Source organism: Luteibacter sp. 329MFSha, from assembly GCF_900111665.1.
GTDB lineage: Bacteria > Pseudomonadota > Gammaproteobacteria > Xanthomonadales > Rhodanobacteraceae > Luteibacter.
The window spans coordinates 1,630,011-1,652,060 of sequence record NZ_FOJE01000001.1; the positions used below are offsets into that span (position 1 = coordinate 1,630,011).

Sequence of the window (22,050 nt, forward strand, 5' to 3'; positions counted from 1 at the left end):
ATGCTAACTAGGCGGCGGGCCGGGCGACAAGCCCGACCGGCTCGGGATCCGCCCCCACCCAGCCGTAGCGGTCGTAGATCCACGGGGTCGACAGGTCGGCCGTGAGTTTCACGAAGGCCGGGCCCGCCGCATGGCGCAGCGCCAGCACCCAGCCCTCGCCGGAGCGTTCCAGCGGCGCGCGGCGCCATGGCCACACCGCCACGCCCTGCCCGTCCGCCAGCACGATCCGGACCCGGGCACGGGCGAGCGGGCCGGGGTGCCACGGCAGCCGGACGGTACCGCCGGTCAGGGCGGGCGGCGGACGATCGAAGCGTTCGGGCCGCGACGCGACGCGGAGCATCCGCTTACGGCTGAGCGCCATCTGCGTGTGATGCTCCAGCACGGCGGCCGTCTTGGTCGCCTGCCGCTGGGCGTCGGCATCCGGGACGATCAGGTCCTCGGGAGCCGACCGCTCGGTACCGTGGACCATGTAGGTAAGGACGTCAGCGGTGCTGCCGGCGGCTGCCAGGGCCAGCCGCGCCAGCACGTGCGCCGAACCGTGGTCGGGGTGGGTGTCGCCCAGATCGGGGATGACGACGAGATTGGGACGGGTCCGCTCGACGACGCGGCGCACGGCGCTCAACGCCTGGCCATGCCGTTCACGGAGCTCCGAAGTCACCTGCATGTCGTGCCACCCCAGCGCATGGAGGTGATCGGGGCCGACGCCGAGACGAGCGAGTGCCGCGGCGACCTCGCGACGACGACGGGCGCCCCATCGCGCGCGGTCCGTCGCGCCCACGACGATCCGCCGTTCGAGCCAGCGCTGGGGCCAGGGATTGTCGTCGCCGTCGGTCAGGAGGAGCACGTCCACCCGTCCGCCGGACGCGAGCGTGCGCTGGATCAGCAGACCGGCCGCCAGCGACTCGTCGTCCGGATGGGGCGCGACGACGAGGAGACGGGTGCTGCCGTCGATGGTCGGGTGGCGGGACACGGAGGGATCCTTGGGCGACACGTCGGGCCGATTAGGACCGAATCCGCGATAAGGGCGCGTCAACGCCAGGCCGCGATCAGCTCGAGCAGCACCAGATCGGCGCGGAGCGGGCCGCGCAGCGCGTCGCGCGCGCGGTTGGCCTTGCCGTACCAGGTGTCGAGCGATTCGTCGTCGAGCTGACTGTCGAGCGGCGGCGCCGTGCCCGCGGCGCGGGCGCGAAGTTCGTCGGTGGCGGCCTGCGCGGCGAACCACAGGTAGCGCGCCGGATCGGCGGCCTGCCAGCGCTTCACCACCTCCATGGCGTCGCCACGGCCGGCGGCGAGCGCTTTCAGGTCGTTCCGCACCTCGCCGCGCTGCTTCAGCGCGCCGTCCGTGGCCCACGCCCGCGCCATGCCGGGATTGCCGCCTGCCGCTTCCAGCGCCGCCGGCGCATCGGCGACGCCCTCCCCACGCAGCCACGCGAGCGAGGCATCCCGCGACGGGACGAGGAAATCGATGCGCTGGCAACGGCTGCGGATCGTCGCCGGCAGGCGCGCGGGCTCGTCGGCCACGAGCACGAGCAGCGTCGACGGCGTCGGCTCTTCGAGTGTCTTCAGTAACGCGTTTGCGGCGGCCGCGTTCATGGCGTCGGCCGGATCGATCGTCACGACCTGCCAGCCGCCGAACTGACTGGCCATCGACAGGCGTTGAGAAAGATCTCGTATCTGGTCGACCACGATCTCGCTGCGCGTGACGCCGTCCTTGCGCAGCCCGAACGACAACGTGACGACGTCCGGATGCGTGCCGGCCGCGATCAACTGGCAACTGCGGCAGGTACCGCACGCCACGCCGTCGACGGGCTGCTGGCACAGCAGCCCTTTGACGAACGCGGCGAGGAAGTCGCGCTTGCCAAGCCCGGCGGGCCCTGCGAGCAGGAGCGCATGCGGCAGCGCATCGCGCTCGCGCCGCGACTGCAGCCGCGCCCAGGCATCCGCGTGCCACGGGCGCAGGCTCACGGCGCCACCCGCGCGAAGAGGCCGGCGAGGCCGGCCACGGCCTGGTCGAGAACGGCTTCGGCGGGCGCGCTGGCGTCGAGCACGCGGAACCGCGCGGGCTCCGCCGCGGCGCGCGCGCGATAGGTGTCGCGCACGCGCTCGAAAAACGCGTCGCTTTCGACTTCGATGCGATCGACCTCGCCGCGACCCGCGGCTCGCGCACGGCCGGTGGCCACCGGCAGGTCGAGCAGGAGCGTCACGTCGGGCACGAGGCCTTCGGCCGCCCAACGCTCGAGATCCGCGATGCGCTCGACCGGCTGGCGACGCCCGCCGCCCTGGTAGGCGTAGCTGGCATCCGTGAAGCGGTCGCACAGCACCCAGCGGCCCGCCGCGAGCGCGGGCTCGATCACCTGCCGCACGAGCTGCGCCCGGGAGGCGAACATGAGAAGCAACTCGGCCTCGGCCGTCAGTTCGTTGTTCGCCGCGTCGAGCACGAGGGCGCGCACGGATTCGCCGACGGCCGTGCCGCCCGGCTCGCGCGTCACCACCAGGTCGACGCCCTGCGCGCGCAGATGGGCTTCGAGCCCGCGCAGCAGCGTGCTCTTGCCGGCGCCTTCGCCTCCTTCGAGGGTGATCAAACGGCCGCGCTGGAGAGTGGTCACTGGCATCGCTTCAACTGGTAGCAGGCCACGGCCCGGTTATGGTCGGAGAGGGACGACGAGAAGACATGGCTGCCATCGCCACGCGCCACGAAGTACAGCTCGTCACCCGCCGCCGGATGCAGCGCCGCCTGGATCGCCGCGCGCCCCGGGAGGGCGATCGGCGTCGGCGGCAGGCCGGCGCGCGTGTACGTATTGTAGGGAGTGTCGGTGGTCAGGTCGCTCTTGTGGATGTTCCCGGCATACCCCGCGCCCATGCCGTAGATCACCGTGGGATCGGTCTGCAGGAGGATGTGCTGCCGCAGCCGGCGCACGAACACGCCGGCGATGCGCGGGCGCTCGTCCGCCCTGCCCGTCTCCTTCTCGACGATGGACGCGAGGATCAGCGCCTCGTAAGGCGTCGCGAGCGGCACGTCCTTGTCGCGATCGCTCCACGCGGCATCCAGCGTCTTCGTCATCGCGGCGTACGAGCGCTTGAGGATGCTCGATTCCGCATCGCCCTTCACGTAAGCATACGTCTCGGGGAGGAAGCGCCCTTCGGGATGTTCGCCGGGCGCGCCCAGCGACGTCATGAGCGCGGCGTCGTCCACGTCCGCCGTGTCGTGCCTGAGCGTTTCGACCGCGGCGAGCGCACGGCGCAGGTCGGCGAACGTCCAGCCATCGACGATGGTGAAATTGCGCTGCATGACCTTGCCGCTGGCCATGTCGGCGATCAGGTCGCGCGGCGTCATGCCGGGCCGCAACGCGTATTCGCCCGCGTGCAGGCGACCCGACGCGTGCATCTGCGTCGCGAGCACGCGCCAGTAGAGCGGCGAGGCCTGCGTGGCCTTGCGGTTGCGCAGGTCGCGGACGATGTCCTTGAAGGAGGCGCCACGCGCGACATCGATGCTCTGACCCGCCACCGGAACGTTCAGCGGCGAACGGGCGAACCGCGCCCAGTCGAACCACAGCCACGCTCCCGCGACGATCGCGGCGAGCACCACCACCAGCAGAATGACACGCCAGAGGGCGATGCCGCGCACTTTCATCGATCGGAATCCTTGCGTCCCATGGGCGACGGCAGGCCGATGTCCCGCCAGTGCGCCTGCAGCGCACGCGCGGCGGGACCGGCCTGCCATGTCCGGCCCTCGCAGGCCCGGACGGGGAGGATGCCGCGAACGGCCGACGTGAGGAAGACCTCGTCGGCCTCCAGGAGTCGGGCGAGGTTCATCCGGACCACCCGGACGTCGCGCACCGCGAGCACCTCGGCGCGCGCGACGCCCGCCACGCCGGCGCGGTCCACGGCGGGCGTCACGAGCTCGCCATCGAACACGGCGAAGAGGTTCGCGGCGGTCGCGCTGACGATGTCCCCGTCGATGTCCCGGAGCAGGCCTTCCCCGATCGCGGGATCGTCCCATTCGGCCCGCGCCAGCACCTGCTCGAGGCGATTGATGTGCTTCAGTCCGGCCAGCAACGGCTGCGCGGCGAGGCGCGTGTCGCAGACACGCACCGCGACGCCCTCCGAAGGGGCCCGCGCGTCGAGCGTGAGGGGCGAGACCGCGACGACCACGGTGGGCCGCGGCGTTGTCGGCGGCGCGTAACCGCGCTCGCCACCGCCACGGGTGACCGTCACGCGTGCGACCGCATCGGGCAGTCCCGCCGCAAGTCGCCCGAGCTCGACACGCAGCCTCGTCGTATCGGGCGGCGGAAAGCGCAGCCGTTCACAGCCCGCGAGAAGGCGTGCGGTGTGACGCTCCCACAACGGCATGCGGCCGTCGACGATGCGCAGCGTCTCGAAAAGCCCGTCGCCATAGAGCAGTCCGCGATCGGTCGCCGGCACCGAGCCGGCGTCGACGAAATCGACGGACAACCGCGGCGTCATGCCCCCTGCCCGAACACGCGCAACAGGCCGCGCGCCTTCGCACGCGTTTCGTCGAGTTCGCGCTCGGCGACGGAGTCGGTGACGATGCCCGCTCCCGCGCGCAGCGAGACGGTCGTGCCGTCCACCGCGAAGGTGCGGATGAGGATGTTGAGGTCCATGTCGCCATCGTCGTCGAGATAGCCGAGCGCGCCGGTGTACGCACCCCGCGGCTCCTGCTCGATGGCGCCGATGATTTCCATGCAGCGCACTTTCGGGCACCCCGTGATGGTGCCGCCCGGGAACGTCGCGGCGATGACCTGGCCGGGCGTGACGTCGGCACGCGCGCGACCACGCACGTTCGACACGATGTGGTGCACGTGTGCGTAGCTTTCGACGACCATGAGTTCGTCGACCTTCACGCTGCCCGGCACGCAGACGCGCCCGAGGTCGTTGCGCTCCAGGTCGATCAGCATCACGTGCTCCGCGCGCTCCTTCGGATGCGTCGTGAGTTCGCGGATGCGCGCCGCGTCGTCGTCGCCGGCCACGCGTGGACGCGTGCCCGCGATGGGCCGCGTCTGCAACACGCCGTCGCGCGATTCGACCAGGCGTTCGGGCGACGAGCTGACGACCGCCCAGCCAGGCCGCTGGATCATCCCCGCGAACGGTGCCGGGTTCGCGGCACGCAGCGCCCGCATGAGGCTCGCGGGTGCCGGCGGCGTGGCGAAGCGCGCGGTCCAGCGGCGCGACAGGTTGACCTGGAAGACATCGCCCGCGCGCAGGTGCTCGTGCACGCGCCGCACGCCATCGAGGAAACGCCCGGGGGCGTCTTCGTCGACCGCGTCGGGCAGCGCGAGCGGCATGTCTGGCATCACGGCGCCGAGATCCGCCGCAAGCACATCGAGCCATGCTTCCGCCCCCTCCTCCGCCACGAGGATCGTGCGCTGCTCGACGTGATCCACGATGGCGGCCGCCGGTGCGCGCATCGCGAAGGCGATCGGTGCGGAACCGGTCGACACGGGAAGGCGCAACGTCGGCTCGATCTGGCCGACGAGTTCATACGCGAGGTAGACGACCCAGCCGCCATGGAAAGGCAGGCCGTCGTCGACGCGCGGGCGACGGCGATCGCTCCATGCGCCATCGAGCGCGTCGAGGAAGCCTCCAGGCACGGCCACGCCACGCGCATCGCGCGTCACGCCATCACGCGACAGCGTGAGCGACGCATCACCGGCGGCGAAGAGGATGTCGAAGCGGGACTGGGGCGTGCCCGTGACGGCGCTGGCGAGCAGCGCGGGATAGCGCTCCGGATACGACGCGGCCGGCGCGAGGAGATCGCGCCGGCCGGCCAGGGTTCGCGTGACGAAAGCCAACGCGTCAGACGCGACGGAAGACGAGCGTGCCGTTCGTGCCGCCGAAACCGAACGAGTTCGACATCACCACGTCGAGGTCGGCCTTCTCGGCCTTGCCCGGCACGAGGTCCATGCCCAGCGCGGCGACTTCCGGATCGACGTCGACCAGGTTCATGGTCGGCGGGATGATGCCGTCGCGGATCGCGAGGATCGAGAAGATCGCCTCGACGCCGCCGGCGGCACCCAGCAGGTGGCCGGTGACCGACTTGGTCGAGCTGACCGCGAACTCGCCCTTCTTCGTGGCGTGGTCGCCGAACACGTTGCGGATGGCCTTCGCTTCGCCAAGGTCGCCGACCGGCGTCGACGTGCCGTGCGCGTTGACGTACTGCACGTCTTCCGGCTTCAGGCCGGCGTCATGCAGCGCGTTGCGCATGGCCAGTTCCGCGCCGTCGCCGCTCGGCGCGGTGATGTGGTACGCGTCGCCACTCATGCCGAAGCCGACGAGCTCCGCGAGGATGTTCGCGCCACGCGCCTTCGCGAATTCGTACTCCTCGAGCATCAGCATGCCCGCGCCGTTCGACAGCAGGAAGCCGTCGCGGCCCGTGTCCCACGGACGGCTGGCGTGCGTCGGATCATCGTTGCGGGTGGACATGGCCTTGGCCGAGCAGAACCCCGCCATCGCCGTCGGCGTGGTGGCGAATTCGGCACCGCCCGCGAGCATCGCGTCGGCGTCGCCGTACTGGATGAGGCGCATCGCCATGCCGATGTTGTGCGCGGCGGTGGTGCATGCGGACACGAGGGCGATGTTCGGACCCTTCATGCCGTGGTAGATGGAGAGATTGCCGGCGACCATGTTGATGATCGAGCTCGGCACGTAGAACGGCGACACCTTGCGCGGGCCCTTCTCGGCCAGTTCGAGCGCGGTGCCTTCGATCGTGTGCAGGCCGCCGATACCGGCGCCCGCCGCGATGCCGACACGGCCCGCGTTCTCGTCGGTGACGACGAGGCCCGACTGACGGAACGCATGCGTGCCGGCGACGATGCCGTAGTGGATGAACGGGTCCATCCGCTTGAAATCTTTCGCGATGGCGCGACGTTCGTCGTCCGGCGTGTCGGTGCCGGCGAAATACGCGTCGACGGGATCGAAATCCCTCACCTCGCCCGCGATGCGGGTGGTGTAGGCGCTGGCGTCGAAATCGGTGACAGGGCCGATGCCGCTGTTGCCTTCGACGACGTTCTTCCAGGCGGTGGCGAGATCGTTGCCGACCGGCGAGATGATTCCCATGCCGGTCACTACCACACGTCGCTTACTCATGCGTTCTCATCCTTCACTTGTTCCGCGCAACCATACGCGGGCGCAGGTTGCGTTAGACGCAAACGAAAACTGCGCCTATAGGCGCAGCTTCCGTGTCGCTCGGAGATCGACGGGAGGCGCGCCTCCGATCGACGACCAGTCGGTTTCGATCAGGCCTTGACGTGGGCCTTGACGTAGTCGACCGCCTGCTGGACCGTCGTGATCTTCTCGGCTTCTTCGTCCGGGATCTCGCACTCGAACTCTTCTTCGAGAGCCATCACCAGCTCGACGGTGTCGAGCGAGTCGGCGCCCAGATCGTCAACGAACGAAGCGTTGGGGTTCACTTCGTCTTCCTTCACGCCCAGCTGCTCAACGACGATCTTCTTGACGCGCTCTTCGATGGTGCTCATGTTGCCTTTACCTCCCGAGGGGAAAATCCGGCGGCATTGTAGTGGCTAAGGCGGGGGCCCGCCACACACCGCCGTTACGTGGATGGCGCCCGATTTGGTTCGCCGGGCGCGAAATGACGATTGTCTCTCAAAAACGGGCCGGTGGCGACTGCCGCCGGCCCTAGGCCCGTCAGGGCATGTACATGCCGCCGTTGACGTGCAGGGTCTCGCCCGTGATGTAGCGGGCGGCCGGCGACGCCAGGAAGGCCACGGCTTCGGCGATGTCGCTGGCCTCGCCAAGGTGGCCCAGCGCGATGCCCGCCAGCAGCGCTTCACGCTGCTCCTCCGGCAGGGCGCGCGTCATGTCGGTGTCGATGAAGCCCGGCGCGACGACGTTCACGGTGATGCCGCGGGAGCCGATCTCACGCGCCAGCGATTTCGAGAACGCGATGATGCCGGCCTTCGCCGCCGCGTAGTTGGCCTGACCCGGGTTGCCGGTGACGCCGACGACCGAGGCGATGCTGATGATGCGGCCCTTGCGCGCCTTCATCATGCCGCGCATCACGGCCTTGGAGGTGCGGAACACCGACGTGAGGTTCGTGTCCATGATCGCGCTCCAGTCGTCTTCCTTCATGCGCATGAGGAGCTGGTCACGCGTGATGCCCGCATTGTTCACGAGCACGGAAACCGCGCCGCTCTCCTTCGCGATGCCGTCGATCAGCGCCTCGATCGCGGCCGGGTCCGTCACGTCGAGCACGCGACCGTGGCCGCCGTGGGCGGCAAGGCGCTCGCCGATGGCCTCCGCGCCGGATTCACTGGTGGCGGTGCCGTAGACGGTGGCGCCAAGGGCGGCGAGGCGGTCGGCGATGGCGGCGCCGATGCCGCGGCTCGCGCCGGTGACGAGGGCGATTTCACCCTGCAGGGTTGCTGTCATGGGGGATGTCCTGTTGTACGTGATCAGGCGGAGGGCGCGAGCGCCGCGTCGAGTTCGGCGGGCGTGCCGATGGCCTTGCCCTCGATCGACTTGTCGATGCGCTTGATGAGGCCGGTGAGGACCTTACCGGGGCCACATTCGATGGTCTGGACGATTCCTGCCGCGGCGAGCGCCTGCACGCACTCGGTCCAGCGGACCGGCAGGTACAGCTGGCGCATCAGCGCTCCACGGATGTCCTCGACGGTGCCGCGCACCTTCGCGTCGGCGTTCTGCACGACGGGGATCGATGGCATGGACCACGCGATGGCGGCCATGCGCTCGCCGAGCGCGTCCGCGGCGTCGCGCATGAGCATGCAGTGCGAGGGCACGGACACCGCGAGCTTCACGGCCTTCTTCACGCCCAGTTCGGCGAGGCGCGCGATGACCCGGTCCACGGCGTCGGCGTGTCCTGCGATCACCAGCTGGCCCGGCGAATTGAAGTTGGCGGGCGCCACGATCTGGCCTTGCGCCACCTCCTCGCACACCTGCGCGATCTGGGCGTCGTCGCCTCCCAGGATGGCGGCCATGGCTCCGACGCCCGGCGGCACCGCCGCCTGCATCAGTCGGCCACGCTCGGCCACGAGGCCCGCGGCATCCTTCAGCGAGAGCGCGCCCGCGGCGACCAGCGCGCTGTATTCACCAAGGCTATGGCCCGAAAGGTACGCCGGCAGGGCGCCGCCCTGCTTCACCCACACGCGCCACACGGCGACGCTGGCCGCCAGCAGGGCCGGCTGCGTGTTCTCGGTGCTGTTGAGGAGGTCCTGCGGGCCATCCTGGCTGATGGCCCAGAGATCGACGCCGGCACCTTCCGACGCTTCGTCGAAGGTGGCCTTCACTTCCGGATGGATGGCCGCGAGCTCGGCGAGCATGCCGACGGACTGCGAGCCCTGGCCGGGAAACACGAAGGCGAGCGAGGCGCTGGATGAGGTCATGCGAAACGGTTCCGGGACTTCAAACCGCGCATGGTGCCAGCAACCCGTGGGCGAATGCACCATTCGCGGGCGTGTGGTGGGCGGCACCGCCTTGATCCTGGAAGCACGGCTTCGCAGGGTTCGCCGATACGATCGGCTCCCACACCTCCGGTAGAAGGGTCGCTAACGGAGGTGTGGGAGCCGATCGTATCGGCGATTTCATGCCGCCTCAGTAACGCAGCAGCGCCGAAGCCCACGTGAAACCGCCGCCGAACGCCTCGAGCAGCAGGTTCTGGCCGCGCTGGACCTTGCCCGAACGCACCGCGTAATCGAGCGCGAGCGGCACCGAACCGGCGGACGTGTTGGCGTGCTTGTCGACGGTCACGATCACGCGGTCCATCGACATGTTCAGACGCTTGGCCGTGGCTTCGATGATGCGCAGGTTCGCCTGGTGGGGGATCAGCCAGTCGATCTCGTCTTCCTTCATGCCGGCGTCCTCGAGGGTTTCGCCGACGAGGGAGTCGAGCGTCTTCACGGCGACCTTGAACACTTCGCGGCCGAGCATGTTGATGCGCACGCCGTGGTTCGGCTCGTCCTTGAATCCGGCGGACACGCCGACCGGATTGAACAGGAGGTGCTTGAACCCACCGTCCGCGCGCAGGCGCGTGGTGAAGATGCCAGGCTCGTCCGAGGCTTCCAGCACGACCGCACCGGCGCCGTCGCCGAACAGCACGCACGTCTCGCGCTCCGTCCAGTCGACCATGCGGGTCAGCGTCTCCGCACCGATCACGAGCGCCCGCTTCGACTGGCCGCTGCGGATGAACGCGTTGGCGACGCCGAGGGCATAGACGAAGCCGGAACAGGCGGCGTTGACGTCGAACGCCGCGCAGCCGTTGGCGCCGAGACGGTGCTGCACGAGGCAGGCGGTGGACGGGAAAATGATGTCCGGCGTGGTGGTGCCGAGGACGATCAGGTCGATCTCGGACGCCTTGACGCCGGCCGCCTCGAGCGCGCGCTGCGCGGCGAGGAAGGCGAGATCGCCGGTGGTTTCGCCGTCGGCCGCGACGTGGCGCTCGGTGATGCCGGTGCGCGTGCGGATCCACTCGTCGCTCGTTTCGACGATTTTTTCGAGGTCGGCGTTGGTCAGCACCTTGTCGGGAAGTGCGCTGCCGGTACCGATGATGCGTGCGTATTTCAGGACCGTATCCCCATGTCAGGGAGGATTCGCCCGGACGCGATCAACGGGCCCGGGGCCGGGATGAATCGGTATGCCACAAACGCAAAGCGGCGCGTCACCGCGCCGCCTGCGTCGAGATCGTCCCTAGGCGGGAAGATCAGTCCTCGACTTCAACCGCACCGCGGGTGTCGATGACCTTCTTGCCACGGTAGAAACCGTCCTTCGTCACGTGGTGACGCAGGTGGACTTCACCGCTGGTCGGGTCGGTCGACAGCTGCACGGACTTCAGCGCGTCGTGCGAACGGCGCATGCCGCGGGTGGACGGGGTCTTGCGGCTCTTGGCAACGGCCATGGCAAATCTCCAGCGAAATTACTTTTTCATGAGTTCGCGGAGTGCCGCGAACGGGTTTTCGGTCGTTTCCTGCGAGGGCTCGTCGTCCTCACCGGGTCCAGTCACGTCGTCGGGCAACTCGTAGGCCGGATTGACCGGAACCAGGGGCAGCGCCAACAGCAGTTCATCTTCGATCGTCACGGAGGGGTCGAGCTTGCCGTCCTCTTCGAGGAGCAGCGGCTCGTATCCCGGGGGAAGGCCGGCTTCCTCCTCTTCCCGCTTGATCAGTCCGAGGCGTGTGTCGACGGCCACCGGGAGCACGAAGGGCTCCAGCGAGCGCTGACAGATGACCGTCAGCGAGGCGTTCGCACGCACCGCCACGTAGGCCACACCCAGTTCGTCACGTCCGAAGTCCAGCTCGTAGGCGACATCGCCTTCCGGCGACGCGACCACTTCGCCGAGACGGGCAAGCGCCGACACGGGAAGATGGCCCTGGAACGAACGCCGCGCACGAACTTCGCGCCAAGCGTCCACGGACGATGGCAAGGTCACGGACATAATCGTGAAATGGTAGGCATCAACATCCCTGAAGTCAACCGGTTAGGCGCCTTCACGCGCATGCGCGGCCGCTTTTGCGCGGCCTGCCGCGTTTCGGGCAGACTGCCGAGGTTCGGGGAATTCTGCCGCAACACGCCTGCGAGGGAGAAGAGGAAGCGTGTTTTCCGTTGCCTATTATGCACTTGCCGGGGTCATCCTGGTGGCCGCCGCGCTGTGCGTGTGGATCCTCCGCCACCAGCGCTCGCGCCGGCGGCATGGCGCGTTGCAGGACCTCATGGACAACGCGGACCGCCTCGAGTCCGATCTCAAGGACTGTCGCGACCGGCTCCAGCGAGCCCATGCCGTGATGTCGGTCAGTCCGGACCTCCCCGCCGCGGGCGAGGTCGAGGCCCAGCAGGCCGTCGACTCCGGACTCCGCGCCCTGCTCCAGCAACGACTCTGGATCCGCGACCGCGCCCCGGACGCGAGCCAGCGCGAACTCGACCAGGCCGTGGACGCCCTCGTCCGCGCCCGCCACCAGCTCGAGCCGCGCCTGCGCGCGCTCGACGACGCGCAGACGGCCCTCGATACCGCCGTCCGCGAGCACATCCACAAGGATTTCTAGCGTGTCACCGCAGCCGACCATCGTCCTCGCCTCCACGTCGCCCTACCGCGCCGCCCTGCTGCGCCGGCTGCTCGATCATTTCGAGCAGGCGGCGCCTGGCACCGACGAGGCGCCGCTACCGGACGAGCCACCGGCGGATCGCGCCGCCCGGCTCGCCGAAGCCAAGGCGCGGGCCGTGGCGGCGTCGCATCCGGGCGCGGTGGTCATCGGCTCCGACCAGGTCGCGGACCTCGACGGGCGCGTGCTCGACAAGCCCGACACGGTACACGTGGCGCACCGGCAACTTGCCGCGAGTTCCGGTCGGGAGGTGGTCTTCCATACCGCCGTCTGCGTGATCGACCTGCACGGCGACGCGACCACGCATGTGGACGAAACCCGCGTGCGCTTCCGCGACCTCTCGGCGGAAGACATCGCGCGCTACGTGGAGCGCGAGCGCCCGCTCGACTGCGCGGGCAGCTTCAAGTGCGAAGGCCTGGGCATCGTGCTGTTCGAACGCATCGACAACGAAGATCCCACGGCGCTGGTCGGCCTGCCCCTGATCGCCACCGCACGACTGCTGCGCGCGGCGGGAGTGGTGTTGCCCTAGGTGCCTAGCGGTCGTAGGCGGCGCGGTAGGCCGTCCACACCGGACAGGCTTCGGGGTCCATCGACGCGTGCCCCGCCCTTGCCCTGGCGTCGTAGAGCGCGAACCGTCGACGGCCGCCGAAGAGATCGATGCGCGATACCGGCACGACGTCGGCGACCCGTGAGCAGATCGAGCCCAGCCATGCCGGACGCTCGCGCTCGCGGAGCGATGTCTCGTCGACCACGAGGAGCACCCGTCGCCCCTCGTGCACCGCCAGGCCCCGCTCGTCGTCGCCCCACGCCGCGAGTTGCGGCGCGCGACCGTGCTTCACGTTCAACGGGCTGTCCAGCGAGTACACGGTCGCCGACGCGCCCAGCACGAAACGCAGTTCCGCGGCGAGCATGAAGTTGTCCGCGACGACGATCGCACCGGGTCGCGCCCCGAGACGGGCACGCACCTCCTCCGACGCTTCGCGCCAGCCCGTGAAGTTCGACGGAAACGCCTTGACGTCCGCGAGCACGCCGGCCCCATGCGTCGAGGCGGCGAGACCCAGCCAGGCGAAACCCGCCGCCAGTCCGATGCCAGCAAGCGCGAAACCCGCCAGCGCCGCGCGACGCCAGCCGCTTCCGGCCTCCTGCAGCAGCGACGGCAGCACGGTGCACGCCAGGATCCAGCCGGGCAGCGGCCAGTGCACGCGAAAGCGCACGTCGTCGGCGAACAGGCCGAGGAGGAAGTAGCCCAGCACGAAGGTGCCGCCGATGACGCCGATCGCGTCGAACGGCGCCACCGCGCGCCGGCGCCATGCCTGCCACAGCGCCCAGAGCATGACGACCCAGGCGATCGGCGTGCACGTCAGCGCCTGCTCGAGCGGCTGCACGAGCGCGTCGGCCTGGAATCGCCAGGGATTGCGCTCGACCACCTGGAACGCGACACCCGCGCCGCGCGCTTCGATGTTGTAGAGCGCGATCGGAACGAGACCGATCGCGGCGATCGCCAGGGCGAACCAGAGGCCCGGGCGTCGCCAGAGCGCGCGGCCGCGCGCGGTGATCAGGAGGAACACGAGCCCGGCGAGCATCGGCATGGCCGCCCGGTAGTGCGTCGTCCAGGCGATGGCGAGGCCGGCGCCCAGGAGGCACCAGTCGACCAGGCGGTCGCGGTCGAGCGCCGCCACCAGCCCCTGCGTCGCGAGGAGAATGGCGAAGGTGAGCGGCACGTCGGGCAAGGCGAGCACGCCGAGGCTTCCCGCGAGCGGAAGCAGCATCACGCCGATCGCCGCCTGCCACCGGGCGGTCTCGCCACCGACACGCGCCGCGATGGCGCCGGCCTGCCAGGGCAGCAGCGCGCCGATGAGCAGGAACGGCAAACGCATGGCCAGCAGGCCGTGACCGAGGCAGGCTTCCGAGAGCGCGATCAGCCACGCGGTCGCCGGGGGAAGGTCGCTATAGCCCCACGCCGGCCGAAGGCTCTCCTGCCAGTAGAACGCCTCGTCACCGAAAGGCGACAACGTGCACGCTATCACCAGCTTGACCACGCACGTCAGCGCGAACAGGACGAGGAAAGCGCCTCGCCACGAACGCGCGCGCGCGGCTACACTCGAACGCTCAACCATCGACATGGCCACGCCGGGGGGCAAACGCATCGCTCATGTCCGCGCCGAATCCGCTCCACGATGAAATGCTGAAGCACCGCCTCGACGCCGCGCTCGCGCAGGTCAACGGCGTGCTGCTGGGCAAGCCGCGCCAGGTGAAGCTCGCCTTCACCTGCCTGATCGCGGGCGGCCACCTGCTGCTCGAAGACGTGCCCGGCGTGGGCAAGACCACGCTCGCGCACGCGCTCGCCGCGACGTTCGATCTCGATTTCCAGCGCATCCAGTTCACCAGCGACCTCCTGCCTTCCGACATTATCGGAGTCAGCGTCTACGAGCGCGAGACCGGCGAGTTCCGCTTCCATCCCGGCCCGATCTTCACCAGCCTCCTGCTCGCCGACGAGATCAACCGTGCGACGCCGAAGTCGCAGAGCGCGCTGCTCGAGGCCATGGCCGAAGGCCAGACGACCGTCGACGGCACGACGCACGAACTGCCGAAGCCTTTCTTCGTCGTCGCGACCCAGAATCCGCTCGATCTCGCCGGCACGTTCCCCCTGCCGGATTCGCAGCTCGACCGGTTCATGCTGCGCCTGAGCCTCGACTACCCGGACCCGGTCGCGGAACGTGCGCTGCTCACAGGCGAGGACCGTCGGGACATGATGGCCGGTCTGTCGCCTCGCCTCGACATGGCGGCGATCGGACAACTGCATGCCGCGGCCCAGTCCGTGACGACCAGCGGCACCCTGCTCGACTACCTCCAGGCGCTGCTCGCCGCGAGCCGCAAGCACAACGAGGTGCGGGTCGGCCTGTCGCCGCGCGCGGGACTCGCGCTGCTCGCGGCGGCGCGTGCCTGGGCGCTGGTCAGCGGCCGCGATTACGTGATTCCGGAAGACTTGCAGACCGTGTTCGTTCCCGCCGCGGCGCATCGACTCGTGCCCGCGCGTGGAAGCCACCGCGAAGCGATCGCGCGCGCGATCCTGGCCGAAACGCCGGTACCCTGATGCTCGCCGGCGCGCAGCGCGTCGTCGCCTGGGCGGAGCGGCGCCTGCCCTCGCTCACCCGCCTGCGCCAGCGGGAGCCGCTACCGATCCTCCTGCACCGGCGCCGCATCTACATCGTCCCCACGGCGTTCGGGGTCGGCTTCGCGATCCTGCTCGCCGTAATGCTGGTCGGCTCGCTGAATTATTCGAACAACGCGGCGCTCGTGCTCACCTGCCTGCTGGGTGCCTCGACGGCCGGCAGCATGCTCGTCGCGTTCCGCGTGCTCAATGGCCTGACGATCGGCGGCCTCCGCGCGGGCACGGCGCGTGCCGGCGAAACGATCCGCGTGTCCCTCGACATCGGCGCGAGCCAGCGCGACCGGATGGCCGTACGACTTGACGTGGCGCAACGCGAGTTCGTCTTCGCCGTGCCGGGCGGACGTTCGACGACGATCGAATTCGACCTGCCCACGGAGTTCCGCGGCTGGCTCGACCTGCCCCGGATGCGTGTCCACAGCCGCTGGCCGTTCGGCATGTTCCGCGCCTGGAGCTGGCTGAACCCCGACCGCGCCGTGCTCGTCTACCCCCGCCCCGAAGCGCTCGGCCCCAAGCCGTACGAGCCTGAGGGCGACGCGGACCGCGGCCGCCCGCGTCCCGGCGACGAACTCGCCGCGCTGCGCGAATACCGACCGGGCGATCCGCGACGGCAGATCGCCTGGAAGCTGAGCGCGCGCCATCATGGCCTGCTCGTGAAAGACCTCGAACAGCCTGCGCCGCAAGAAGACTGGCGGCTCGACTGGGACGGCATGCACGGACTCGACGACGAATCGCGCATCGCGCGGCTCGCGCGCTGGGTCGACGAGGCGCGGGAATCCGGTCGTCGCTGGAGCCTGCGACTCCCCGACGGCTATTTCGACATCGCGCAGGGCGACGAGCATTACCACCGCTGCATGACCGCACTGGCGCTCCGGCCATGACGGGCTTCCGCCGCTCCGTCGCGACCGTCGCCGATCCCCTCCTCGCGCGGCGCTCATTCGACCTTCTGGCCGTGACGATGGCCTTCGTCGTGCTGGTGCACGCGACGCACCTGCCGTGGTGGCTGACGCTCTCGCTCGCGGTGCTGCTCGGCGCCCGCTGGTGGCAACGCCGCCGCGGCGGACGCAATGCGCCCACCTGGCTGAAGCTGCCGTTGATCGGCCTGCTGCTCGGCGCCGTGATCGTGCAGAACGGCACGTTGTTCGGGCGCGAACCCGGCAGCGCGTTCGCCGTGGGCCTGCTCGTGCTGAAGCTTCTGGAAAGCGAGCACCGGCGCGACGCGCGCGTGGGCGTGGCGTTCGCCTGCTTCGCCCTCATGAGCGCCCTGCTCTTCGATCAGGGCCTGGTCGCGACGGTCGTGGTCAGCCTCGGCATCGTGCCGGCGCTGGCGACCCTGCGCTCGCTCGAGGAGATCGATCCGCAATCGACGCCCTGGTCGCGCGAATTCACGCCGGTGCTGATCGCGCTGCTGGCGGCCGTCCCGCTTTCGTTGTTCGCGTTCCTGTTCGTGCCGCGCCTCAGTTCCCCGCTGTGGGGCACGCCGCAGGACAACCAGGCGAAGGTCGGGCTGTCGAACCAGCTGTCGCCCGGCGAGATGCTCGACATCATGACCGACGACACGCCCGCGATGCGGGTGACGGTCGACGGCGGAACGCTGCCGCCGGGCGCGCGTTATTTCCGCGCCTTCACGATGCAGGTCTTCGACGGCACCGCGTGGCGTCCCTCGTTCCGCGGCACGCGGCGACCTCCGGCGCTCGTCGAGGCCGCACGGACGATCCGCTACCAGGCGTCGCTGGAGCCGACCCACGACCGCGTCGTGCCGATGCTCGACCTCCCGCTCTCGGTGCCGCCCGGCGTTCGCATCCGACCCGATCAGACTGCCGTCGCCGATCGCCCGATCGATGAAACGCTGGCCTTCAGCGCGACGGCCGCCACGGCGTATCGACTGGAGGCGTCGCTCGACGAGGGCGTTCGCGCCGAGAACCTCAGGCTGCCCCCGAAGACGGGACCCCGCGCGCGCGCGCTGGCCGCCTCCTGGGCGCAGCGCTACGGCAGCGATCACGCGGCGATCGCCGCCGCGGCGCTGGCGCTCTTCCACGACGACTTCTCGTACTCGCTCGCCGCCCCGCCCCTCGGACGCGACCGCATCGACGATTTCCTGTTCGGCACGCGTGAAGGCTACTGCGAGCATTTCGCCTCGTCCTTCACGTTCCTGATGCGCGCGGCCGGACTGCCGGCACGTGTCGTCACCGGGTATCAGGGCGGTTACTGGAACGCGTCGGGCAAGTACCTTCTCGTTCGCCACTCGGATGCCCATGCGTGGTCGGAAGTGTGGCTCGATGGCCGGGGATGGGTCCGCTTCGACCCGACGGGTGCGGTGCGGCCCGAACGCGTGCAACTGGGCGCGGCGGCCGCCGCGGCGGGTCACGGCGCGGGCGACGGCCTGTTCGACATGGCCTGGTTGCGCGACCTGCGCAATCGCTGGGACATCGTCAACCAATGGTGGAACCAGGGCGTTATCGGTTTCGATGCGTTGCGCCAGCAGGGATTGCTGCAACCGTTCGGCGTGCCCCGTGCCGAGGTATCGGACCTCGCCCTCGTGTTCGCGATCGGGTGCGCGCTGCTGGCCGCCGCCGCGCTCGGCTGGGCGCTGTTCCAGCGACGTGAAGGCGATGCCCTGGATGCGTGGATGAGACGTCTACAGCGGAAACTTGCTCGGGCCGGCGTCTCGCGCCGGACGGGTGAAGGACCGAAGCACTACCTGGCACGCGCGGCGCGCGCGTTGCCCGGACATAGAAATGCGTTGGAAAGGTTGAGCGGGCTTTACTTGCGGTCGCGTTACGGGCATGACGAACCGCCGCCTGAATCGGTCGCCGAATTCGGGCGTGCGGTGAAGGAATTAAAGCCGCGCCGCGTGGTCAAATAAGAGCATGGTGTCGGCCGTGCCCGGCACCTGAAGGAGACGTGACATGTCGATGTATAAACCGCTGCTCCTCGCCGCCGCGACACTCGCGCTCGGCGCATGCGCCACGGTGCCCCAACCGTTGCAGGGCCAGTTCAACGACGTTTCCACTGCCGGGGCCCAGCAGGGCGGCGCGCCGGGGGCGAAGGTGCGCTGGGGTGGCGAGATCATCAAGACCGAGCCGGGTCCGCAGCAGACCTGCTTCTTCGTCCTGTCCGAGCCGCTGGACAGCGAGGCGCGCCCGACCGCCAGCAAGAACGAAACGCAGGGGCGCTTCGTCGCCTGCCGCGACGGCTTCTACGATCCGGAAGTCTTCACGCGCGGTCGCGAGATCACGGTGACCGGCACGCTGCATGGCGCCGTCACCCAGAAGGTCGGCGACTTCGATTACGCCTATCCGCGCGTCGAGGCCGATGTCGTCTACCTGTGGCCCAAGCGCGTCCCGGTGACGCGTTACCCGCCAGGCTTCTACGACCCGTTCTGGGGTCCGGGCTGGGGTCCGGGTTGGGGCCCGTACGGCTATGGTCCGTGGGGCGACCCGTTCTGGTACCGCCCGCGCACGATCATCGTGCCGCGCCCCGTGCCGCACCCGCCACCGCGGGCTCGCTAAGGAAAAAGAAAAAGCCGGCGAAAGCCGGCTTTTTCTCGTTGGAGCGGACCTGGCCGCGATGGCACGCTCGGTCGGTTTCAGCCCGGCGGCCAGGTCAGCTGTCGTCCCGCCAAAAGATGCACATGAATGTGGAACACGGTCTGGCCGCCGTGGCCGTTGGTGTTGATCACCGTGCGGTAGCCGTCGTTCGCGAATCCCTGGGCGCGCGCATACGCCGCCGCGGCGAGGAGCAGCTTGCCCAGCAGGGTCGCGTCGTCGGGCCGGGCGTCATCCAGCGTCGCGATCGCGCGCTTGGGAATGAACAGCACGTGCACCGGTGCCTGCGGGTTGAGGTCGCGGAACGCGAGCACGTCGCCGTCCTCGTAGACGATGTCGGCCGGGATCTCGCGGCGCACGATCTTCGCGAAGATGGTGTCGGTCATCGAAGGTTTCCTTGCATGGTTAGCCGAGCGATTGCCGGCTGCCGAACGCGTGGGCGAGCGTGCCCCGGTCGACGAACTCCAGCTCGCCGCCCAGCGGCACGCCGTGCGCGAGGCGCGTGGCGCGAATTCCCGCCGCCCTGGCGAGCTGGCCGATGTAATGCGCGGTGGCCTCGCCTTCGACGGTGGGGTTGGTCGCGATGATCATTTCCTCGACCTCGCCCTCCCCCAGCCGCTCGGCCAGGAGCGGAAGGCCGAGTTCGTCGGGACCCAGGCCGTCGAGCGGCGACAGGCGACCGAGCAACACGAAGTAATGGCCGCGGTACCCGGTGGCCTGCTCGATCGCCGCCAGGTCGGACGGCGATTCGACGACGCAGAGCACCTGCTTGTCGCGGCTGGCGGCCGCGCACAGCGTGCACACGGGCGTCTCGCTGAAATTCCGGCAGCGGGTGCAGTTGCCGACGTCGCGCATGGCGGATTCCAGCGCGGATGCGAGGCGCAGGCCACCCTGCCGCTCGCGTTCGAGCAGATGGAAGGCCATGCGCTGCGCGCTCTTCGCGCCGACGCCGGGGAGGCAGCGCAGCGCGTCGATCAGTTCACCGAGGAGGCGGGAGCCGTTGCTCATCGTGGGTCGCGGTCAGCCGTCAGAACGGCATCTTGAAACCGGGGGGCAGATTCAGCCCCGCGGTGACGCCGCCGAGGCGGGTGCGGCTCATTTCGGCGATCTTGTTCACCGCGTCGTTCACGGCCGCGGCGACGAGGTCTTCCGCCATCTCCGGATCGTCGGCGAACGCCTGGCGATCGATGTGCACCGCACGCACCTCGTGGCCGCCCGTCATCGTCACGGTGACGAGGCCACCGCCGGCGCTGCCGGTGATTTCCGTCTTGGCGAGTTCGTCCTGCGCACGCTTCATTTCGTCCTGCATGCGCTGGGCCTGCTGCATCAGCTGACCGATTTGACCTTTCACGTTCCTGGCTCCACGGGTTTGATCGATTGCGGGATGACGCGCGCGTCGAATTCACGCTTGAGCGTCTGTACGAGCGGATCGGCCTCCATCGAAGCCTCCGCGTTGGCCTGCAGGTCGCTCTGCGCCTGCGCGCGACGCTCGGCGGGGGTACCGAGGTTGCCCCGGTCCGCCACGAAGCGGAAGCGCACGCGGCGGCCGAGCGCCTGCGAGACCTTTTCTTCCATCTGGCTGGTGAGCGGTTCCACGGCCAGGTGCATGTGCGAAGGCGTCAGCGCCAGCACCATGCCTTCACCGTCCATCTCGCGCAGCGAGCAGTTCTGCGCCAGCTGGCCGATCGGGCCGCGCAGGTTGGCGCGCTCCACGATCTCGTGCCAGTCCGGCAGGCCGTTCGCACCGACGGAGAGCGGGCGCTGCGCGGCCGGCGCCAGGACCGGAGCCGGCGGCGGAGCGGGCGCAGGCGCCGGAGCGGTGGCCTGCGGCCGCGGTGCCGGCGCGGGTGCCGCGGCGGCGGGAGCGGCCACCGGCCTGGCCGGCGCGGGCTGCGACGGAGCGGCGGCGGGCCGTGGCGCGGGAGCGCCCTGCCCGGCCTCTGCCGGTCGGAACGCGTGCATGCGCAACAGCACCATCTCGAAGCCGATGCGGGCGTCGGGCGCCATCGGCAATTCGCGACGGCCGTTGGTGGCGATCTGGTAATACAGCTGCACGTCTTCCGGCGCGAAGCGCTCGGCCAGCGCCGCGAGGCCAGCGTCGCTCTCCTCGCCACGATAGCCCGGCACGAGCTGGATCAGCTGGACGCGATGCAGCACGGTCGCCAGGTCGTCGAGCACGCCGCCGAAATCGGGCGAGAACGAAGCGATGCGATCCGCTTCGGCCATCAACGCCGCGCCGTCGCCCGAGGCGAGCGCGTCGAGCACGCCGAGCACCTGGCCGCGCTCGACGCTGCCGAGCATCGCGCGGACGTCCGCGGCGCGCAGCGAGCCACCGCCGTAGGCGATGGCCTGGTCGAGCAGCGAGAGGCCGTCGCGCAACGAACCGTCGGCACCATGCGCGAGTTCGCCGATGGCCTCTTCTTCGTACTCGATGGCTTCGGCGCCGAGGATGTGGCGCATCTGGCCGGAGATCTGTTCGGGCAGCAGCCGCTTCAGGTTGAACTTCAGGCAGCGCGACAGCACCGTCACCGGCAGCTTCTGCGGGTCGGTGGTGGCGAGCAGGAACTTCACGTGCGGCGGTGGCTCTTCGAGCGTCTTCAGCAGCGCGTTGAACGCCGGCTTCGACAGCATGTGCACCTCGTCGACGAGGTACACCTTGAAGCGCCCTCGCGACGGCGCGTACTGCGCGTTCTCGATGACCTCGCGCACGTCGTCGACGCCGGTGTTGCTCGCCGCGTCGATCTCGAGCAGATCGACGAAGCGACCGGCGTCCACGGCGGTGCAGACGGCGCACTCGCCGCAGGGATCGGCCGATTCACCGCGCTCGCAGTTGAGCGACTTGGCGAAGATGCGCGCGATCGTCGTCTTGCCGACGCCGCGCGTGCCGGTGAAAAGATAGGCATGGTGCATGCGCCCGGAGTCGAGCGCGTTGGTGAGCGCGCGGACCACGTGCTCCTGCCCCACGAGTTCGGCGAACTTGCGCGGGCGCCACTTGCGTGCGAGGACCTGATAGGACATGCCGTATACCTTGAGGCGACAGGGGATTGTGCCAAGGTCCGGAGGGGTACGAAAGCGTGCCCCGAAAAGGCGATGACCCTGCCAGCCACACCCCGGCACCCGAATCGTCCGCTACCGTTGCTTCCTTCCGGACCTGGCGGGGTTTACGGACTATCGTCGCGGGGGGACCGACAGGGCCACCATAAAAGATAGTTTTGAACGCTCTGACACACGTGCTTCGCTGAACGGCTCG

General features: G+C 69.5%; 24 protein-coding genes and 1 other RNA gene. 6 read left to right on the forward strand and 19 right to left on the reverse strand.

Going from position 1 to position 22,050, the window contains the following annotated elements; genetic code table 11:
* Window positions 1–7: 7 nt before the first annotated feature.
* The 13 genes from BMW54_RS07190 to BMW54_RS07250 all read right to left on the reverse strand — a co-directional run bounded on the left by BMW54_RS07190 (window position 8) and on the right by BMW54_RS07250 (window position 11,422).
* Window positions 8–970, reverse strand: a complete 963-nt coding sequence (locus BMW54_RS07190) for a PIG-L deacetylase family protein (RefSeq protein ID WP_175472800.1) — start codon at window positions 968–970, stop codon at window positions 8–10.
* A gap of 59 nt (window positions 971–1,029) precedes the next feature.
* Window positions 1,030–1,965, reverse strand: coding sequence for a DNA polymerase III subunit delta' (gene holB / locus BMW54_RS07195; RefSeq protein WP_090054192.1), 936 nt, complete (start codon window positions 1,963–1,965; stop codon window positions 1,030–1,032).
* Window positions 1,962–2,612, reverse strand: a complete 651-nt coding sequence (gene tmk, locus BMW54_RS07200) for a dTMP kinase (protein ID WP_090054194.1) — start codon at window positions 2,610–2,612, stop codon at window positions 1,962–1,964. The genes holB and tmk overlap by 4 nt, the downstream gene beginning before the upstream one ends.
* A complete protein-coding gene (gene mltG, locus BMW54_RS07205) occupies window positions 2,603–3,631 on the reverse strand; it encodes an endolytic transglycosylase MltG (RefSeq protein ID WP_090054196.1) in 1,029 nt (342 codons plus the stop codon). The genes tmk and mltG overlap by 10 nt, the downstream gene beginning before the upstream one ends.
* Complete coding sequence (pabC, locus tag BMW54_RS07210; RefSeq protein WP_090054198.1) at window positions 3,628–4,464, reverse strand: aminodeoxychorismate lyase; 837 nt, start codon at window positions 4,462–4,464, stop codon at window positions 3,628–3,630. Before pabC ends, mltG begins: the two co-directional genes overlap by 4 nt.
* Entirely contained in the window at window positions 4,461–5,789 is a 1,329-nt protein-coding gene (locus BMW54_RS07215; RefSeq protein WP_090055788.1) for an aminodeoxychorismate synthase component I, read from the reverse strand. Before BMW54_RS07215 ends, pabC begins: the two co-directional genes overlap by 4 nt.
* Window positions 5,790–5,814: 25 nt before the next feature.
* The gene (gene fabF / locus BMW54_RS07220) at window positions 5,815–7,104 is read right to left on the reverse strand and encodes a beta-ketoacyl-ACP synthase II (protein WP_090054200.1); all 1,290 of its coding nucleotides are present in this window, start codon (window positions 7,102–7,104) and stop codon (window positions 5,815–5,817) included.
* 149 nt (window positions 7,105–7,253) lie between these two features.
* Window positions 7,254–7,493 (reverse strand): acyl carrier protein, encoded by a 240-nt coding sequence (gene acpP / locus BMW54_RS07225; RefSeq protein WP_090054201.1) that lies wholly within the window; start codon window positions 7,491–7,493, stop codon window positions 7,254–7,256.
* A 169-nt stretch (window positions 7,494–7,662) separates the two neighbouring features.
* Window positions 7,663–8,406, reverse strand: coding sequence for a 3-oxoacyl-ACP reductase FabG (gene fabG / locus BMW54_RS07230; RefSeq protein WP_090054203.1), 744 nt, complete (start codon window positions 8,404–8,406; stop codon window positions 7,663–7,665).
* Window positions 8,407–8,429: 23 nt separating this feature from the next.
* The gene (gene fabD, locus BMW54_RS07235) at window positions 8,430–9,377 is read right to left on the reverse strand and encodes an ACP S-malonyltransferase (RefSeq protein WP_090054205.1); all 948 of its coding nucleotides are present in this window, start codon (window positions 9,375–9,377) and stop codon (window positions 8,430–8,432) included.
* 208 nt (window positions 9,378–9,585) lie between these two features.
* A complete protein-coding gene (locus tag BMW54_RS07240) occupies window positions 9,586–10,554 on the reverse strand; it encodes a beta-ketoacyl-ACP synthase III (RefSeq protein ID WP_090054207.1) in 969 nt (322 codons plus the stop codon).
* A 136-nt stretch (window positions 10,555–10,690) separates the two neighbouring features.
* Complete coding sequence (gene rpmF / locus BMW54_RS07245; protein ID WP_090054210.1) at window positions 10,691–10,885, reverse strand: 50S ribosomal protein L32; 195 nt, start codon at window positions 10,883–10,885, stop codon at window positions 10,691–10,693.
* An 18-nt stretch (window positions 10,886–10,903) separates the two neighbouring features.
* A complete protein-coding gene (locus tag BMW54_RS07250) occupies window positions 10,904–11,422 on the reverse strand; it encodes a YceD family protein (protein ID WP_090054212.1) in 519 nt (172 codons plus the stop codon).
* Between the two features lie 157 nt (window positions 11,423–11,579).
* Between BMW54_RS07250 and BMW54_RS07255 the strand changes: the two genes are divergently transcribed.
* Window positions 11,580–12,026, forward strand: coding sequence for a hypothetical protein (locus BMW54_RS07255; protein WP_254779140.1), 447 nt, complete (start codon window positions 11,580–11,582; stop codon window positions 12,024–12,026).
* Window position 12,027: 1 nt separating this feature from the next.
* Window positions 12,028–12,612, forward strand: a complete 585-nt coding sequence (locus BMW54_RS07260) for a Maf family protein (RefSeq protein ID WP_090054214.1) — start codon at window positions 12,028–12,030, stop codon at window positions 12,610–12,612.
* Between the two features lie 4 nt (window positions 12,613–12,616).
* Here BMW54_RS07260 and BMW54_RS07265 read toward each other — a convergent pair whose 3' ends face one another.
* Window positions 12,617–14,230 (reverse strand): ArnT family glycosyltransferase, encoded by a 1,614-nt coding sequence (locus BMW54_RS07265; RefSeq protein ID WP_254779144.1) that lies wholly within the window; start codon window positions 14,228–14,230, stop codon window positions 12,617–12,619.
* A 5-nt stretch (window positions 14,231–14,235) separates the two neighbouring features.
* Between BMW54_RS07265 and BMW54_RS07270 the strand changes: the two genes are divergently transcribed.
* From BMW54_RS07270 to BMW54_RS07285, 4 genes are read left to right on the forward strand one after another with little or no spacing between them, the layout of a single operon-like run.
* Window positions 14,236–15,177 (forward strand): AAA family ATPase, encoded by a 942-nt coding sequence (locus tag BMW54_RS07270; RefSeq protein ID WP_090054215.1) that lies wholly within the window; start codon window positions 14,236–14,238, stop codon window positions 15,175–15,177.
* A complete protein-coding gene (locus BMW54_RS07275) occupies window positions 15,177–16,133 on the forward strand; it encodes a DUF58 domain-containing protein (RefSeq protein ID WP_090054217.1) in 957 nt (318 codons plus the stop codon). The genes BMW54_RS07270 and BMW54_RS07275 overlap by 1 nt, the downstream gene beginning before the upstream one ends.
* Window positions 16,130–18,118 (forward strand): transglutaminase TgpA family protein, encoded by a 1,989-nt coding sequence (locus BMW54_RS07280; protein WP_090054219.1) that lies wholly within the window; start codon window positions 16,130–16,132, stop codon window positions 18,116–18,118. Before BMW54_RS07275 ends, BMW54_RS07280 begins: the two co-directional genes overlap by 4 nt.
* A gap of 43 nt (window positions 18,119–18,161) precedes the next feature.
* Window positions 18,162–18,764: a Slp family lipoprotein gene (locus tag BMW54_RS07285; RefSeq protein WP_090054221.1), complete on the forward strand. Its 603-nt coding sequence runs from the start codon at window positions 18,162–18,164 to the stop codon at window positions 18,762–18,764.
* Window positions 18,765–18,841: 77 nt separating this feature from the next.
* On the opposite strand, the gene BMW54_RS07290 is transcribed toward BMW54_RS07285, so the two are convergent.
* The 5 genes from BMW54_RS07290 to ffs all read right to left on the reverse strand — a co-directional run bounded on the left by BMW54_RS07290 (window position 18,842) and on the right by ffs (window position 21,991).
* A complete protein-coding gene (locus tag BMW54_RS07290; protein WP_090054222.1) occupies window positions 18,842–19,186 on the reverse strand; it encodes a histidine triad nucleotide-binding protein in 345 nt (114 codons plus the stop codon).
* A gap of 19 nt (window positions 19,187–19,205) precedes the next feature.
* Window positions 19,206–19,808 carry a recombination mediator RecR gene (gene recR, locus BMW54_RS07295; protein ID WP_090054224.1) on the reverse strand — a complete coding sequence of 201 codons (603 nt, stop codon included), beginning with the start codon at window positions 19,806–19,808 and terminating at the stop codon, window positions 19,206–19,208.
* Between the two features lie 19 nt (window positions 19,809–19,827).
* Complete coding sequence (locus BMW54_RS07300; RefSeq protein ID WP_090054226.1) at window positions 19,828–20,151, reverse strand: YbaB/EbfC family nucleoid-associated protein; 324 nt, start codon at window positions 20,149–20,151, stop codon at window positions 19,828–19,830.
* On the reverse strand, window positions 20,148–21,818 hold the full coding sequence (dnaX, locus tag BMW54_RS07305; RefSeq protein WP_090054228.1) for a DNA polymerase III subunit gamma/tau: 1,671 nt from the start codon (window positions 21,816–21,818) through the stop codon (window positions 20,148–20,150). Before dnaX ends, BMW54_RS07300 begins: the two co-directional genes overlap by 4 nt.
* Before the next feature lie 76 nt (window positions 21,819–21,894).
* An RNA gene (ffs, locus tag BMW54_RS07310) (signal recognition particle sRNA small type) lies at window positions 21,895–21,991 on the reverse strand.
* Window positions 21,992–22,050: the final 59 nt, after the last annotated feature.

Coding starts and splice junctions, on each gene's coding strand:
- tmk (WP_090054194.1), bottom strand. CDS start 2,612: ATGCCAGTGACCACTCTCCAGCGCGGCCGTTTGATCACCCTCGAAGGA.
- mltG (WP_090054196.1), bottom strand. CDS start 3,631: ATGAAAGTGCGCGGCATCGCCCTCTGGCGTGTCATTCTGCTGGTGGTG.
- pabC (WP_090054198.1), bottom strand. CDS start 4,464: ATGACGCCGCGGTTGTCCGTCGATTTCGTCGACGCCGGCTCGGTGCCG.
- fabF (WP_090054200.1), bottom strand. CDS start 7,104: ATGAGTAAGCGACGTGTGGTAGTGACCGGCATGGGAATCATCTCGCCG.
- acpP (WP_090054201.1), bottom strand. CDS start 7,493: ATGAGCACCATCGAAGAGCGCGTCAAGAAGATCGTCGTTGAGCAGCTG.
- fabG (WP_090054203.1), bottom strand. CDS start 8,406: ATGACAGCAACCCTGCAGGGTGAAATCGCCCTCGTCACCGGCGCGAGC.
- fabD (WP_090054205.1), bottom strand. CDS start 9,377: ATGACCTCATCCAGCGCCTCGCTCGCCTTCGTGTTTCCCGGCCAGGGC.
- rpmF (WP_090054210.1), bottom strand. CDS start 10,885: ATGGCCGTTGCCAAGAGCCGCAAGACCCCGTCCACCCGCGGCATGCGC.
- BMW54_RS07250 (WP_090054212.1), bottom strand. CDS start 11,422: ATGTCCGTGACCTTGCCATCGTCCGTGGACGCTTGGCGCGAAGTTCGT.
- BMW54_RS07265 (WP_254779144.1), bottom strand. CDS start 14,230: ATGCGTTTGCCCCCCGGCGTGGCCATGTCGATGGTTGAGCGTTCGAGT.
- BMW54_RS07270 (WP_090054215.1), top strand. CDS start 14,236: ATGTCCGCGCCGAATCCGCTCCACGATGAAATGCTGAAGCACCGCCTC.
- BMW54_RS07275 (WP_090054217.1), top strand. CDS start 15,177: ATGCTCGCCGGCGCGCAGCGCGTCGTCGCCTGGGCGGAGCGGCGCCTG.
- BMW54_RS07280 (WP_090054219.1), top strand. CDS start 16,130: ATGACGGGCTTCCGCCGCTCCGTCGCGACCGTCGCCGATCCCCTCCTC.
- BMW54_RS07285 (WP_090054221.1), top strand. CDS start 18,162: ATGTCGATGTATAAACCGCTGCTCCTCGCCGCCGCGACACTCGCGCTC.
- BMW54_RS07290 (WP_090054222.1), bottom strand. CDS start 19,186: ATGACCGACACCATCTTCGCGAAGATCGTGCGCCGCGAGATCCCGGCC.
- recR (WP_090054224.1), bottom strand. CDS start 19,808: ATGAGCAACGGCTCCCGCCTCCTCGGTGAACTGATCGACGCGCTGCGC.
- dnaX (WP_090054228.1), bottom strand. CDS start 21,818: ATGTCCTATCAGGTCCTCGCACGCAAGTGGCGCCCGCGCAAGTTCGCC.